14 protein-coding genes are annotated in these 15384 nt (G+C 68.7%); 5 read left to right on the plus strand and 9 right to left on the minus strand.

Annotation, left to right across the window (positions count from 1 at the left end):
• The first annotated feature begins 51 nt into the window (after positions 1-51).
• Positions 52-786 carry a VIT family protein gene (locus ACFZAM_RS06785; RefSeq protein ID WP_355337831.1) on the plus strand — a complete coding sequence of 245 codons (735 nt, stop codon included), beginning with the start codon at positions 52-54 and terminating at the stop codon, positions 784-786.
• Here the strand turns inward: ACFZAM_RS06785 and ACFZAM_RS06790 are convergent.
• The gene (locus ACFZAM_RS06790; RefSeq protein ID WP_391043346.1) at positions 744-1976 is read right to left on the minus strand and encodes a low temperature requirement protein A; all 1233 of its coding nucleotides are present in this window, start codon (positions 1974-1976) and stop codon (positions 744-746) included. The two genes, ACFZAM_RS06785 and ACFZAM_RS06790, sit on opposite strands and share 43 nt — an antisense overlap.
• 62 nt (positions 1977-2038) lie before the next feature.
• Positions 2039-3289 carry a pyridoxal-phosphate dependent enzyme gene (locus tag ACFZAM_RS06795; RefSeq protein WP_391043349.1) on the minus strand — a complete coding sequence of 417 codons (1251 nt, stop codon included), beginning with the start codon at positions 3287-3289 and terminating at the stop codon, positions 2039-2041.
• A gap of 113 nt (positions 3290-3402) precedes the next feature.
• Between ACFZAM_RS06795 and ACFZAM_RS06800 the strand changes: the two genes are divergently transcribed.
• Positions 3403-3627, plus strand: a complete 225-nt coding sequence (locus tag ACFZAM_RS06800; RefSeq protein ID WP_355337840.1) for a hypothetical protein — start codon at positions 3403-3405, stop codon at positions 3625-3627.
• A gap of 13 nt (positions 3628-3640) precedes the next feature.
• On the opposite strand, the gene mscL is transcribed toward ACFZAM_RS06800, so the two are convergent.
• The 6 genes from mscL to ACFZAM_RS06830 all read right to left on the minus strand — a co-directional run bounded on the left by mscL (position 3641) and on the right by ACFZAM_RS06830 (position 9421).
• Positions 3641-4111: a large conductance mechanosensitive channel protein MscL gene (gene mscL, locus ACFZAM_RS06805; RefSeq protein WP_317452500.1), complete on the minus strand. Its 471-nt coding sequence runs from the start codon at positions 4109-4111 to the stop codon at positions 3641-3643.
• Positions 4112-4213: 102 nt separating this feature from the next.
• On the minus strand, positions 4214-4660 hold the full coding sequence (locus ACFZAM_RS06810; protein WP_391043354.1) for a hypothetical protein: 447 nt from the start codon (positions 4658-4660) through the stop codon (positions 4214-4216).
• A gap of 336 nt (positions 4661-4996) precedes the next feature.
• A complete protein-coding gene (locus ACFZAM_RS06815; protein WP_391043356.1) occupies positions 4997-5854 on the minus strand; it encodes an S-methyl-5'-thioadenosine phosphorylase in 858 nt (285 codons plus the stop codon).
• Between the two features lie 92 nt (positions 5855-5946).
• Positions 5947-6279: an FmdB family zinc ribbon protein gene (locus ACFZAM_RS06820; RefSeq protein ID WP_391043359.1), complete on the minus strand. Its 333-nt coding sequence runs from the start codon at positions 6277-6279 to the stop codon at positions 5947-5949.
• A gap of 66 nt (positions 6280-6345) precedes the next feature.
• Entirely contained in the window at positions 6346-7680 is a 1335-nt protein-coding gene (locus tag ACFZAM_RS06825; protein ID WP_391043585.1) for an MFS transporter, read from the minus strand.
• Positions 7681-7891: 211 nt separating this feature from the next.
• Positions 7892-9421, minus strand: a complete 1530-nt coding sequence (locus tag ACFZAM_RS06830) for a potassium/proton antiporter (protein ID WP_391043588.1) — start codon at positions 9419-9421, stop codon at positions 7892-7894.
• 157 nt (positions 9422-9578) lie between these two features.
• Between ACFZAM_RS06830 and ACFZAM_RS06835 the strand changes: the two genes are divergently transcribed.
• A complete protein-coding gene (locus ACFZAM_RS06835) occupies positions 9579-12293 on the plus strand; it encodes a penicillin acylase family protein (RefSeq protein ID WP_391043362.1) in 2715 nt (904 codons plus the stop codon).
• A gap of 53 nt (positions 12294-12346) precedes the next feature.
• Here the strand turns inward: ACFZAM_RS06835 and ACFZAM_RS06840 are convergent, their stop codons facing one another.
• Positions 12347-12940, minus strand: coding sequence for a 5-formyltetrahydrofolate cyclo-ligase (locus ACFZAM_RS06840; protein ID WP_391043365.1), 594 nt, complete (start codon positions 12938-12940; stop codon positions 12347-12349).
• A gap of 82 nt (positions 12941-13022) precedes the next feature.
• Here ACFZAM_RS06840 and galU point away from each other — a divergent pair, with 82 nt between their 5' ends.
• Positions 13023-13937, plus strand: coding sequence for a UTP--glucose-1-phosphate uridylyltransferase GalU (gene galU / locus ACFZAM_RS06845; protein ID WP_355337861.1), 915 nt, complete (start codon positions 13023-13025; stop codon positions 13935-13937).
• A complete protein-coding gene (gene glp / locus ACFZAM_RS06850; RefSeq protein WP_391043369.1) occupies positions 13934-15286 on the plus strand; it encodes a gephyrin-like molybdotransferase Glp in 1353 nt (450 codons plus the stop codon). The genes galU and glp overlap by 4 nt, the downstream gene beginning before the upstream one ends.
• The last annotated feature ends 98 nt before the right edge of the window (positions 15287-15384 follow it).

Raw genomic sequence — 15384 nt, forward strand, 5'->3', positions numbered from 1 at the left:
CCCACAACCACCTGATCGGGCACGACCGCCCCAGGTGAGACGCTTCCGCCTATGGACGACCAGACCGACGCCCAAGCCGGGCCCCACAAGAACGAGCCCCACCACGACGGACTCGGCACCCGGCTCAACTGGCTGCGCGCCGCCGTACTCGGCGCCAACGACGGCATCGTGTCCACCGCGGGCCTGGTCGTCGGCGTCGCGGGAGCCACCGACTCCCGCTCCACGCTCCTGACCGCGGGCATGGCCGGGCTCCTCGCGGGCTCCCTGTCGATGGCGGCGGGCGAATACGTCTCCGTCAGCACACAACGCGACTCCGAACAGGCCGCCCTCGCCCTGGAACGCGAAGAACTCGCCACCACCCCCCAAGCCGAACTCGACGAACTCACCGGCCTCCTCGAAGACCGCGGCATTAGCCAGGAACTCGCCCGCGAAGTCGCCGAGCAACTCACCGAACGCGACGCCCTCGGCGCCCACGCCCGCGTCGAGCTCGGCATCAACCCCGACGAACTCGCCAACCCCTGGCACGCCGCCGGCGCCAGCTTCGTCTCCTTCACCATCGGCGCCCTGCTCCCGCTCCTGGCCATCGTCCTGCCGCCCACCTCGTGGCGCCTGGCCGTCACCGTCGTCTCCGTCCTGCTGGCCCTCGTCGGCTGCGGCTGGGCGAGCGCCCGCCTCGGCAGCGCACCGACCGGCCCCGCCATCCTCCGCAACGCCGCGGGCGGCGCCATCGCGATGGCCATCACCTACGCCGTCGGCGAGCTCCTCGGCGCGACCGGCGCCGTCTGACCACCACCCCGCGCCTGCAACGTCACCCCCACCGCCACCGTGACCGCACACACCAACCCGGCCCACAACACGGCGTGCGACCCCGTGAAGGTGCACGCCAACACCACCACCCCCGAGACCGGCAGCGTGAGCTGCTGCGCGAGACCCCGCTTGTAGTGCCGTGAGTGCAACAACCAGACAGTGATGAGAAACACCGCGGCGGGAACCGTGACCCAGGCCGCCGCCACCCGCGTCGAGATCTCCGCCTTCCCGACCGCCTGCTCGACTGCGATCTCCATCCCCGCCCCGATCGCCGCCGCCGAACCGAACACCGCGAAGTGGCCGTAACCCCAAAGGAACGCCTGCCTGTTCGACACCAGGTGGTCATGGATCGGCACCGCGAAGTAGATCCACCACGCGGCGAAGACAATCAGCAACCCGCCGATGGCGATCGGCAACAACTCACCGAGCGCGTCGTGCTCGTCGGCCGCCGACTGTACGGCGATGGTGGCCGAGGACACCGACTCCCCGAGCACGATGATCGTGAACAACCCGTACCGCTCCGCGATGTGACGCGGATGCCACGTCGTCGGTGCCGCCCGCTCCGACAGCACAGGCACCGACATCTCCGCCACCGCCAACAGCACGAACGCCCACACCGGCGGCGCACCGTGCGGCAACAGCAACGCCATCCAGCCCACTTGGCACAACGTCACCCCGAACGCGTACCGCAGAGCCGTCCCCCGGGCCGCGCCCGTCTCCGCCCCGGCCGCCCGCAGCCACTGCGTCACCAACGCCAGCCGCATCACCGCGTATCCGCACACCGCCAACCGGAAGTCGCCGCTGTCGAAGGCGCGCGGCACACCCGCTGCCAGCATCAGCACACCGACGATCTGCACCAGCGTGGTGATCCGGTACGGCACATCATCCGTGTCGTATGCGGAGGCGAACCATGAAAAGTTGACCCACGCCCACCAGATGGCGAAGAAGACCAACAGGTAGCCGGTCACGCCGTGTCCCGGATGCCCCTCCACGGCGGCATGCACCAGCCGGACGCCCGCCTGCGCGACCGCGACCACGAAACACAAGTCGAAGAACAGCTCAAGTGGCGTGGACGCGCGGTCTTCCTCGTGGCGGCTGCGTGCCGTCATCCGGCGCAACGCGCCGCTGGTCCTGGCCACGGGACCCGCCGGAGTCGTCGGTTCAGTCATGGAGGACACCATGGAGTACGGCAGGCACTACGCGCAGCGCGCCGCGCGGAATTCCAGGCCGCTCAGCCCCGACTCGCCTGCCCGCGCGGCGAATCCGCCCGCGCCAGCTCCCCCGTCGTCAGGAAGCGTTCGACGCGCTCCACGTAAGGGCCGATCCGGATGCCCTGTTCGGCCAGCCAGCCGTCCGAGTAGTACTTCTCCAGATACCGCTCACCCGGATCACACAACAGGCCCACCACGCTGCCCTGTTCACCGCGTTCGCGCATCTCGGAGATGATCCGGAAGGCGGCCCACAGCCCGGTGCCGGTTGACGCGCCCGCCCGGCGGCCGAGCAGGCGCTCCAGGACGCGCACGCACGCGATGGAAGCGGCGTCCGGGACCCGCATCATGCGGTCGATCGCGCCCGGCACGAAACTCGGCTCCACCCGCTGGCGGCCGATCCCCTCGATACGGGACCCCGCTCCGGTCGTCACCGCCGGATCGTGATCCCGCCAGCCCGGAAAGAACGCCGAATTCTCCGGATCCGCGACGCAGATCCCCGTCGTCGCCTGGGCGTACCGCACGTACCTGGCCAGCGTCGCCGACGTCCCCCCGGTGCCGGCCGTCGCCACGATCCACGTCGGGACCGGGAACCGCTCGACCGCCATCTGCCGGAAGATCGACTCGGCGATGTTGTTGTTGCCCCGCCAGTCCGTCGCCCGCTCCGCGTACGTGAACTGATCCATGTAGTGACCGCCGGTCTCCCGCGCCAGCCGTGCCGCCGTCCCGTACACCTCGCACGGGTCGTCGACCAGATGACATCGGCCCCCGTGGAACTCGATCAGCTCGATCTTCGACCGCACCGTCCCACGTGCCATCACGGCCACAAAGGGGACACCGATCAGCCGGGCGAAGTACGCCTCCGAGACCGCCGTCGATCCGCTGGACGCCTCGATCACCGGCCGCCCCGGCCGGATCCAGCCGTTGCACAGGGCGTACAGGAACAGCGAGCGCGCCAGGCGGTGCTTCAGCGAGCCCGTCGGATGTGTGGACTCGTCCTTCAGATAGAGGTCGACGCCCCAGTCCGCCGGGAGCGGAACTGACAGCAAATGGGTATCGGCGGACCGATTGGCGTCGGCATGGACCTTCCCCACAGCCTCGCTCAACCAGCGGCGGTACGCGAGGTCGCTTCGGTCGAGATCCTGTTCCCGCGCCCGCGCCTCTACGTGCTCCCGCTCCGGTACGTGTGCCTGTGCGCGTCGCTGTTCCCCGCTCTCCGGGTCCGGGCGTACGGCTGCCGGTGTGGGCGAGGGCGTCGGGTCCGGTGTCTGCATGCGGCCAGGTATATCCGGCCGACTGCCTCAAACGGACACTTGGGGTATCTCCCTCCGGCCGCTTGAGCAGGGACGACAGCCCGGCCACCGACGCCCCGCCGTACCCTGGAGGCATGAGCAGCGCCCCCGATCGCACCCCGGCCGAGAACCCCGGCGACGAACCCGCCCCGGCGGTCGTACCCCCGGTGGGCCCCTCGGGCCTCGTCTTCGACGATCCGCTCGACCGCCCCTCGGCCGACGACACCGACCGGGGCTGGGGCGACCGGCCCTCCGGCTCGGCGGCCGATGACGACGACTTCACGCGCTTCCTCAACGAGAAGCCGCCGCACCACCTCTGAGCCGAGCGGACGATCAGTTCCCGCCCCCGCTGCGCGGCGAGACCAGCGCGTCGCGGATGTCGCGCAGCAGTGTGATCTCCTCGACCTCGGCCGCCTTCTCCACCACCTCGTCGTGCTTGCGCTTGCTCGCCTGCCGCGCCAGGTAGCGGGACATCGGTACGACCATCAGGAAGTACACGACCGCCGCGGTGATCAGGAATGTCAGGACGGCGCTCAGCACCGACCCCCACAGGATGTGGATCCCGCTGATCGTCTCGCCCTTGTCGTTGACGACGCACGGGCCTTTCAGACAGGACGAGTACCCAACGAGATCCTTCGTACCGAAGGCACCGACCAGGGGATTGATCACGCCGTTCACCACGGAGTTCACGATGTTGGTGAACGCGGCACCGATGACGACCGCGACCGCGAGGTCGATCACGTTCCCGCGCGTGATGAATTCCTTGAAGCCTGCCAGCACGCCCGGCTTGTTCTTGTCGGTCACCGCTATGCCTCTTCCGTGACGCCGATGTGGCGGAATGATGGGTTCCGCCATAGAAGGCAATGCGGGTTCGGCGTGTCCAATCGCCGTCCACGAACGGGTGATTCAGCACAATGTCACCGCCAATGGTGACGAGACGGCCGCTCCGGAGAGCGCCGCCGCCGTACGGCGTGGCACGGCGAGCACGACCAGCGCCCCGCCGCCTCCACCGCCACTGACATCGGGTGGGGCGGACTCTCCTGCGGGCTTCGAGTCGTCCGCGCGGCCCGGCACGGCCACAACGGTCGCGTCCGACGCCACCACCCGAGAACTGGCCAGCACATCGATCCGGTCGCCAGGGCGCAGCAGCCCGACGGCCGCCGCGTCGGCGATCCGCACCGGCGCCCTGACCAGCACCTCGGCCACGTCATGGGGCGCCCGTACGGTCGCTGCGCGGGTGGTGTCGCTGGCCGGCGCGGGTCCGCGTGGGGCCGCCGCGTCATGACGCGGGCCGGTCCCGTGGGCCGCGGCCGCCGCCAGCGCGGCCGCCGTCAGCGCCAGACCGAAGGCCAATGAGCGCCGTCGGCGCCCCGGCGACCGCCGCAGGAGCTGCCGTCGGCCGCCCGCTCGGATCGGCGGGAAGTCCGGCACCGCGCAACGCGGCGGCGTGTACGGCTCGGGGCACGCCGGAGCCGAATAGGGAGTGGGGGAGCAGGACATGACGGACCACCGCCTGACGTGAGGTGCTCGATACCGGTATGTCCGGTCGATGTATCCACCATCGCGCACGGCGCCGACAGCGCTCCGATCCCTGTGGACAACTCCCGACTTGTGGATAACTCGGCCACCCGGAGGCGTGAATTACCGCTTCGCGGAAGACAGGAGCCAAGGGATACGGGAGCCCGCGTGCTAGGGGAAAATGATCCCCGGGTCCTGGCCCCCCAGCGAGTCCACGCACAGGCAGTCCCGCGCGTCGTTGTCCGGCAGCTCGCCGATCAGGTCGAAGAGCACGTCCCGCATCCGGCCGACATTGGCCGCGAAGACCTCCAGCACCTCCTCGTGGGAGACGCCCTCTCCGGTGTCGGCGCCCGCGTCGAGATCGGTGACCAGCGTCAACGACGTGTAGCAAAGCCCCAGTTCGCGGGCGAGCACGGCCTCGGGGTGGCCGGTCATCCCGACCACGGACCAGCCCTGCGCCGCGTGCCAGAGCGATTCCGCGCGCGTCGAGAAGCGGGGACCCTCGACCACCACCAGCGTCCCGCCGTCGACCGCCTCCCAGCCACCCGACCGTGCCGTGCCGACGGCGGCCTTCCGGCCCACCGGGCAGTACGGGTCGGCAAAGGTCACATGGACCACGTTCGGCACCTGACCGTCGGCTCGCGTCTCGCCGTCGAAGTACGACTGGGTGCGCGACTTCGTACGGTCCACGAGTTGGTCGGGCACCAGCAGCGTTCCGGGGCCGAACTCGGTGCGCAGACCGCCCACCGCGCACGGACCGAGCACCTGGCGCGCGCCGACGGACCGCAACGCCCACAGATTGGCGCGGTAATTGATCTTGTGCGGTGGTAGATGGTGCTTGCGACCGTGCCGGGGCAGGAACGCCACCCGGCGCCCCGCTACCTCACCGACGAACAGCGAGTCGCTCGGCGGGCCGTAGGGAGTCTCGACCGTGATTTCGCTCACATCGTCGAGGAAGGAGTAGAAACCGGATCCACCGATGACGCCGATCTCGGCCTGCGCGTCCGTCGCACTGCTGCTCTGCACCATGTCGATCACCCTATTGCGACGCCGCGTACACGACGAAACCCCACCGTGAAAACGGCGGGGGTTCGTAAGATCCGCGAAAGCCTCGGAAGGGCTCAGGCCGCCGACGTGCTGTTCGAGGACGAGGAGCCCGTGCCGGAACCCGAAGAGGAGCCGGACGATGAACCCGACGACGAGCCGGAGGACGGCTTGCTGTCGGACTTGCTATCCGAGTTGCTGCTCTTGGCGGCAGGCGCGCTGCTCGTGGACGAGCCGCGGCTGTCGGTCCGGTAGAAACCGGAGCCCTTGAAGACCACGCCCACGGCGGAGAAGACCTTGCGCAGGCGTCCGCCGCAGTTGGGGCACTCGGTCAGCGCGTCATCGCTGAACTTCTGCACCGCCTCGAGGCCCTCGCCGCACTCGGTGCACTGGTACTGGTACGTCGGCACTTGCTCCTCCTGGCACTCTCACTCATTGAGTGCTAACGACGCTCAATAGTGCAGTATTTCCCGGCGTCAGTCCACCGGGACCGCCGCACGGTGACCGATCACACCCGACGCGACCACTCCTCGCGATTGTGGCACCAACCTCTCGCGCAGCCCCACCAGCACCGTGAGCGCCAGCGCCGTACCGGCCAACGGCACCGTGAAACCGGCGTGCGAGCCGGCGTGGTCGGCCAGCAGCCCGGCCGTCGTCACGGCGGCCGCCTGCCCGAGCGCGACCGCCCCCGTCAGCCACGTGAACGCCTCGGTGCGGGACTCGGCCGGTACCAGGGCGTCCACCATCGTGTAGCCGGTGATGAGGGTGGGTGCGATGCACAGGCCCACCAGCAGTCCGAGCGGTGCCAGTACCGGCACGGCGTGCACGGCCCACAACGGGGCGCAGGCGAGTGTCAGGGCCGCGTACGCCGCGAGCAGCCTGGCGCGGGGGCTGCGGCGCCAGGCGACCGCGCCGTAGACGACGCCCGCCAGCATGTTTCCGGCGGCGAAGGTCCCGTACAACAGGCCGCTGATGCCGGGCCGGCCGATTTCCTGGGTGAAGGCGGTCAGCGACACCTGCATGCCGCCAAAGACGGCGCCGATGCCGAGGAAGGCGACGGCGAGCGCGCGCACTCCGGGTACGGACAAGGCTGAGGCGGGCTTTCCGCTGACGCCCCCCATGGTGGGGTGCGGAACGGGCGCGGTACTTCCCTGCGCGGCGAAGAGGATTCCTCCCGCAAGGGTCAGCGCCGCCTCGGTGATCAGCCCGGCCGCCGGGTGCACCGCGGTGCACAGCGCGGTGGCGAGCACAGGGCCGATGACGAAGGTGAACTCGTCGGTCACCGACTCGAAGGCCGCGGCCGTTGTCATCAAGGGGGAGGCGGCGCTGGACGGGGCGGTTGCCGAGCCGTTCAACGCCACCGCCCAGCGGGCGCGCACCATCGGCCCGATCTGCGGCACGGTGGCACCAGCGGGCACGGCCGCCGCGAACAGCGTCCAGGTAGGCGCATGGGTCAGCGCGAGCGTCACCAGCCCGATGACGGAGACGGTGTGCAGAGCGACGCCTGGCACGAGGACGGCACGTTGCCCGAAGCGGTCGGCCAGTCGGCCGCTCCTCGGGGCGCACAGGGCCATCGAGACCCCGGTGACGGCCGCGGCGGCTCCCGCTGTGCCGTAGGAGCCGGTGGTGTGCTCGACGAGCAGCACCATGCCAATGGTGAGCATCGCGAACGGCTGCCGGGCGGCGAAGCCAGGGAGCAGGAAGGCCCAGGCGCCGGGGGTGCTCAGTAGTTGCCGGTAGCCGGGCTTTGCGTCGACAGCGGCGGGCGTGGGCGTTGTCCCGGGTGGGGACGTGGACGGGGAGGTGGGCACCTTGGATGCCACAGCCTGGTCTTTCTGCCGCCTGGTAGCGCGGACGCGGATCCAGGTCCGCGAATGACCGCGCCGAGAGCCGTCCGCTCAGCGCGGGAATCCGCGCCGGCTCTGCGTCAGACAGAGGTTGAACTCGACAAATACCTCACCATGATACGCGGAGACCGGAGCCGTTTTCGCGCACCTGGTGCGGTCCGGACGTTGATCGGATTTATCGGTCGCCTGGTCGGCCGCGTTGCCGACCAGGCGGCTTCTCTCCGAGCCACCCGGCGAGCTTGCCGCCGCGCCCGACGGCCCGCAGCCGCGCCTCGGCCGCGTCCCGTACCGGATCGGTGGTCACCACGAGCAGTTCGTCGCCGCGCCGCAGCACGGTCGACGGCAGCGGTACGAAACTGGCGCCCTCGCGTACCACCAGGGTGACGGCGGCGCCGGTGGGCAGCCGCAGCTCGTCCACCTCGACGCCGTGCATGCGTGAGCCGTTGGGGATGGCGACGGACAGCAGGTGGCCCTGGAGCCGTTCCAGCGGCGCGGATTCGATGCCGAGGTCGGCGGCGTCGCCGTTGCTGTCGCCGGACAGCCGCAGTCGGCGGGCGACCCATGGCAGGGTCGGGCCCTGCACCACGGTGTAGACGATCACCAGGACGAAGACGATGTTGAAGATCCGCTTGCTGTCGGTGATTCCCGCCACCATGGGGATGGTGGCGAGCACGATCGGCACCGCGCCGCGCAGCCCCGCCCAGGACATCAGCGCCTGTTCGCGCCAGGGGATGCGGAAGGGGAGCAGGCTCGCGATCACGGAGGCGGGCCGGGCGACCGCGGTCAAGAACAGTCCGATGATCAGCGCGGGGACGACATCGTCACCCAGTTCATGCGGTGTGATGAGCAGACCGAGCAGGACGAACAGACCGATCTGAGCGATCCAGCCGAGCCCTTCGGCGAAACCGCGAGTCGCGGGCCGGTGTGGAAGTTTGGCGTTGCCGAGGATGAGCGAGGCGATGTAGACGGCGAGGAAGCCGGAGCCGTGCGCCATGGCACCTGCCGCGTAGGCGGTGACGGCGATCGCCATGACGGCGATCGGGTAGAGGCCGGAGGCAGGCAGGGCGACGTGTCTGAGGCCGTAGGCGCCGCACCAGCCGACCGCGAGACCGATCGCGGCACCGATGACCAGCTCCAGCGCGATCTCGCCCACCAGGTGGTACCAGTGGTCGACGGGACCCGCCGCCGAGAAGGCGACCACCAGGATCACGACAGGGGCGTCGTTGAAGCCGGACTCGGCCTCCAGGACGCCGGTCACGCGCTTGGGAAGCGCCACATTGCGCAGCACGGAGAAGACGGCGGCCGCGTCCGTCGACGACACCACCGCGCCGATGATCAGCGCCTGCCGCCAGTCGAGGCCCACCAGATAGTGCGCGGCGCCGGCGGTGACGAAGACGCTCAGCATCAGGCCGAATGTCGACAACACCGCAGCGGCGGGCAGTACCGGTTTGATTTCCTGCCATTTCGTACCAAGTCCGCCTTCGGCGAGGATCACCACCAGTGCGGCATAACCCAGGACTTGGGTGAGCTGGACGTCGTTGAAGGTGAAGCCGAAGACGCCGTCCTGGCCCATGATGACGCCAATGCCCAGGTAGATGAGCAGGGTGGGAAGGCCACTGCGTGAGGCGAGGCGCACGGCCACGACCGCGACCAGCAGTACTGAGGCGCCGACCAGCAGGATCTCGTTGAGATGGTGGACAGTCAGGGTGCCGGTCCTTTCAACTTCGTTGCCTTACCTAACATTTTACGCTCTCTTGACATTCCACGGCCCACCGGCCGCCGACCGCTGGGCTGCCCCTATGGTTGCCCTTGCACAACGAGCACCTTGATCACCGGTCCGCCCTGCCCCTCGAAGGACAGCGATGCCCGCACGGAAGAAATCCCGCCGCGTACGCTTCATCGTGATCGCGTTCGTGCTGCTGCTCGTAGCGGGCATCGGATTCGGGTCCTACTGGAGCGTGAGCACCGTCCGCGCCTCCTTCCCGCAGACATCGGGCTCGCTGAAGCTCAAGGGCCTGTCAGGGCCCGTCGACGTCATGCGCGACGCGAACGGGATCCCCCAGGTCTACGCCGACAGCCCCGAGGACCTTTTCCGCGCCCAGGGCTTCGTCCAGGCGCAGGATCGGTTCTACGAGATGGACGTACGCCGCCATCTCACCTCGGGACGGCTGTCCGAGATGTTCGGCAAGGGCCAGGTCGAGACCGACGCCTTCCTGCGCACCCTGAACTGGCGCGGCGTCGCGCAGAAGGAATACGACACCAAGCTCGACGCCACCACCAAGAAGTACCTCCAGGCGTACTCCGACGGTGTCAACGCCTACCTCAAGGACCACAGCGGCGCCGGACTGTCGGTCGAGTACGCGGCGCTGTCGTTCAGCAACGACTACAAACCCGCACCCTGGACGCCGGTCGACTCCGTCGCCTGGCTCAAAGCGATGGCTTGGGACCTGCGCGGCAACATGCAGGACGAGATCGACCGCGCCCTGATGACCAGCCGCCTCAGCCAGGCGCAGATCAAGCAGCTCTACCCGGCGTATCCGTACGACCGCAACCGGCCGATCGTGGACGGCGGTTCCGTCAACAAGATCACCGGCGCGTACGAGCCCGCGTCGTCCGGCGGCCCGCAGGGACTCAGCAGCTCGGTCAACACACAGCTTTCGGGTATCTCGCAGATCATCGACCAGATGCCCGCGCTGCTCGGTCCGTCGGGTGACGGCATCGGCTCCAACTCATGGGTGGTGTCCGGCACCTACACCACCACCGGCAAGCCGCTGCTGGCCAATGACCCTCACCTGGCGCCGCAGCTTCCCTCCCTCTGGTACCAGATGGGCCTGCACTGCCGGGTGGTGAACGCCGCCTGCCCGTACGACGTCGCCGGTTACACCTTCTCAGGAATGCCAGGGGTCGTCATCGGCCACAACCAGAGCATCGCCTGGGGAATGACCAACCTGGGTGCGGACGTCACCGACCTCTACCTGGAGAAGGTCACGGCGGGCACCTACCTTTACGACGGCAAGCAACTGCCCTTCAAGACGCGCCAGGAGACCATCAAGGTCGCGGGTGGTAAAAGCCGCACTATTACGGTGCGCGAAACCAACAACGGCCCCGTGATCTCCGACCGCAGCGACGAGATCCGCACCGTCGGACAGACCGCACCCGTCACCGATCCACCGGGCGGCGTCAACAGTGGTTATGCCGTCGCTCTGCGATGGACGGCGCTCGAGCCCTCGAAGACCATGGACGCCGTCTTCGAACTCGACAAGGCGACGGACTTCGACCAGTTCCGGGCCGCCGCCGCCGACTTCGCGGTCCCGTCGCAGAATCTGATCTACGCCGACACCAAGGGCAACATCGGCTACCAGGCGCCGGGTCAGGTGCCGACGCGCGCCGACGGTGTGGACGGTACGTACCCGGTGCCCGGCTGGGACTCGCACTACGACTGGACGGGCACGATCCCGTTCAAGTCGATGCCGTACGAGTACAACCCCTCCCGCGGATACATCGTGACCGCCAACCAGGCCGTCATCGATCAGAGCAAGTACCCGTACCTGCTGACCGAGGATTGGGGATACGGCACCAGGAGCCAGCGCATCAACGACCTCATCGCGTCCAAGATCAAGGACGGCGGCAAGGTCTCCATGGACGACATGCAGTCGATGCAGGGCGACAGCAGCAGTGAGATCGCCAAGCTTCTCGTTCCATATCTTCTGAAGATCAACATCACGAACGACAAGGGCGACTACGTACGCAAGGCGCAGCAACTGCTGGAGGGCTGGGACTTCAACCAGGACGCCGATTCCGCCGCCGCCGCGTACTTCAACGCGGTGTGGCGCAATGTCCTGAAGCTGGCCTTCGGCAACAAGCTGCCCAAGGAATTGCGTCCCGAGGGTCAGTGCCTGCGGGTGCCCCCGGCCGGGCAGACCGGGCCGGTCGACAATCTCGACGGCAGCAGCGGCACGGTCCACGAGTGCGGCGAGCGGGATGCCGACGAGGCGCAGCCGGACGGCGGCGACCGGTGGTTCGAGGTCGTTCGCAAGATGCTGCCGCAGCAGAACAGCCCCTGGTGGACGATGTCGACAACGGCGTTCTTCAGCGGAGACCCCGACAAGAAGCACCACAGTGACCGTGACCAGCTCCTTGGGCAGGCCATGAAGGACGCACGCTACGAACTGACCGCCAAGCTCGGCAAGGACATCGACACCTGGAGCTGGGGCCGCCTCCACAAGCTGGAGCTGAAGAACCAGACGCTGGGAACCGAAGGCCCCGCCGTGCTCAAGTGGCTGCTCAACCGCGGCCCCTGGCAGCTCGGCGGCGGTGAGGCGGCCGTGAACGCGACCGGCTGGAACGCGGCGGGCGGTTACGACGTCGTCTGGGTCCCGTCCATGCGGATGATCGTCAATCTCCAGGACCTCGACAAGTCCCGGTGGATCAATCTGACGGGCGCGTCAGGTCACGTCTACAACGCGCATTACACCGACCAGACCAATATGTGGGCGAACGGCGAACTCCTCCCCTGGGTGTTCTCCGCCGAGCAGGTGGACAAGTCCACCAAGGCGAAGATGGCACTCACTCCGTAAACCACACCGGTAATCGCGCACCTGGTGACGGAAAACGTCACGCGCGAATGACATCACCTGGTGAAGCGGTGCACTCCTTCCGGTGTCACCGCCAGGTCTACGAGGTGGTCGTGCGGTTCCTGCGGGACCCGTTCGACCACCTCGTGCGCGTAGAGCAGCACCATGAGAAGCGGATCGACCGCGGCCTCCCTCAGCCGGCCGAGGACCCGGTCGTACGAGCCGCCGCCGCGGCCAAGGCGTACGCCGCGCGCGTCCACGGCGAGGCCGGGGAGCAGAATGGCTCGCGCCGTGGTGACGGCTTGGGGGCCGAGGCGTTCGCCGGTCGGCTCGAACAGGCCGCGTCCGGTGCGGTGCAGGGCGTCGGGGCCGTCGTATGCGGCCCAGTCCAAGTCGTTGTCGGGGAGCAGGACGGGCAGTAGGACGCGCGTACCGGCGTTCCGCAGGGTGTCGATCAACTCCCGGGTGCCGGGCTCCGCGCCGATCGACACATAGGCGGCCACCGGTCCGGGGGCGGCCAGTTCGGGCAGGCCGCGTACGGTCTGCGAGAGCGCTGTCGCTGCGGCGGCACGCTCGGCGGCGGTAAGGTCGCGTCGGGTGCGCAGGAGCCGGGTCCGCAGTGCTGCTTTTCGCTCGCGGGCGTCGCTCATACCACACACATCCGTCACCAATCCGTCACAACCAGTCGTACCTTCGTCTTCGGGCAAATACTTGCCCGCTATGGTGCACGGCATGACGCAATCACATCCTCGTACCCGGATCAGCAAGGCTGTGATCCCTGCCGCCGGTCTTGGTACCCGCTTCCTGCCGGCGACCAAGGCGACGCCCAAGGAAATGCTTCCCGTGGTCGACAAGCCGGCCATTCAATACGTGGTCGAGGAAGCCGTGTCCGCACAGCTCTCCGATGTGCTCATGATCACAGGTCGCAACAAGCGCGCCCTGGAGGACCATTTCGACCGCAACTACGAGCTGGAGGAAGCACTCACCCGCAAGGGTGACGAGTCCCGGCTCGCGCGGGTACGCGAATCCAGCGGTCTGGCGACCATGCACTATGTGCGCCAGGGTGACCCGAAGGGCCTCGGTCACGCGGTGCTGTGCGCTGAACCGCACGTCGGTGACCAGCCGTTCGCCGTGCTGCTCGGTGACGACCTCATCGACCCCCGCGACCCGTTGCTGGCGCGCATGGTGGAGGTGCAGGAACGGCACGGCGGCAGTGTCGTCGCCTTGATGCGGGTCGATCGCTCGCAGATCCACCTCTATGGTGCAGCCGCCGTGGTGCCGACGAGCGACGACGATGTCGTGCGCGTCACCGACATGGTGGAGAAGCCGAGCCCCGACCAGGCACCGTCGTCGTATGCGGTCATCGGCCGCTATGTGCTCGACGCCGCCGTCTTCGACGTGCTGAAGAAGACCGAGCCGGGGCGTGGTGGCGAGATCCAGCTCACCGACGCGTTGCGTGAGTTGTCGCACCGGGACCACACCGGCGGGCCGGTGCACGGTGTGGTGTTCACCGGGCGGCGTTACGACACCGGTGACCGCGGTGACTATCTGCGTGCGATTGTCCGACTGGCATGCGAACGTGATGACCTGGGGCCAGATTTCCGGACCTGGCTGCGTTCGTACGTCACCGAGGAGATGCAAGAGTGAGTCATGACGCCGACCGGGTGTGGTCCGTCTCCGAACATCTCGACAGCATCCTGGGTCAACTGACCCCGCTGGAACCGATCGAGTTGCAGATCCTCGACGCGCAGGGGTGTGTGCTGGTCGAGGACGTCACGGTGCCGGTGGCGCTGCCGCCGTTCGAGAACAGTTCCATGGACGGCTACGCGGTGCGGGTCGCCGACACCAAGGCGGCGACCGAGGAGCACCCGGCGGTGCTCGACGTGGTCGGCGATGTGGCGGCGGGAAGCGGTGAACTGCCCACGGTGGGACCGGGCCAAGCCGCCAGGATCATGACAGGCGCCCCGCTGCCGCCCGGCGCTGAGGGTGTCGTGCCGGTGGAGTGGACCGACGGCGGCACCGGTGGCGGCCCGGCGGCGAGCATGAGCGCGCACAGCACCGATCCGGCCGGCGCGGCGGGTGAGGTGCGGGTGCACCGGCCGGTGGAGCACGGGCAGTTCGTGCGGGCTCGCGGCAGTGATGTCGCCGCGGGGGAGTTGGCGTTGGCCGCCGGTACGATTCTCGGCCCGGCGCAGATCGGGCTGCTCGCGGCGATCGGGCGCGGCGCCGTCAAGGTGCGGCCCCGGCCGCGGGTGGTCGTGGTGTCCACCGGCAGCGAGTTGGTGCAGCCGGGTGAGGACCTCGGACCCGGTCAGATTTACGACTCCAACAGTTTCGCGCTCACCGCCGCCGCGCGGGCGGCGGGCGCCATCGCGTATCGCGTCGGCGCCGTCGCCGACGAGGTCGAGACGCTTCGCGCCACTATCGAGGACCAGCTCATCCGCGCCGACATCATCGTCACCAGCGGCGGTGTGAGCGTCGGCGCGTATGACGTCGTCAAAGAAGCACTGTCGTCGATCGCGGACGGCAGTGAGATGAACGCCAACGACGACGACGGTGAGGGTGACATCTCCGCGCCAAGTGGACATGTCGACTTCCGCAAGCTCGCGATGCAACCGGGCAAGCCGCAGGGCTTCGGGCGGATCGGCCCCGACCGCACGCCGCTGCTTGCGCTGCCCGGCAATCCGGTGAGCGCGTACGTGTCCTTCGAGCTGTTCGTCCGCCCCGCGATCCGCACGCTGATGGGTGCCGGGTCGGTGCACCGGGAGGTCGTGCGCGCGGTGTGCGTCACCGCGATCGAGAGGTCGCCGGAAGGCAGGCGGCAGTTCCTGCGCGGTCACTACGACCGGGCGTCCGGTACGGTCACGGCGGTCGGCGGTTCCGGGTCGCACCTGGTCAGGGCGCTCGCGCACGCCGACGCGCTGATTGTCGTACCGGAAGCCGACACCTCGGTCGAGGCCGGGGCGGATGTCGAAGTGGTGGTGCTGGAGCCGTAGGCGATCGGCCGCCGGGTGGTCCGCGCGCACACCGGCGCGGACCCGCGGGCCGCGCGGAGGTCCCTGCCGGTACGGTGTCTGCCCAAGAGACCGCACCG

This window comes from Streptomyces sp. NPDC008079 (assembly GCF_042957385.1).
In the GTDB taxonomy this organism is placed as follows: Bacteria; Actinomycetota; Actinomycetes; order Streptomycetales; family Streptomycetaceae; genus Actinacidiphila.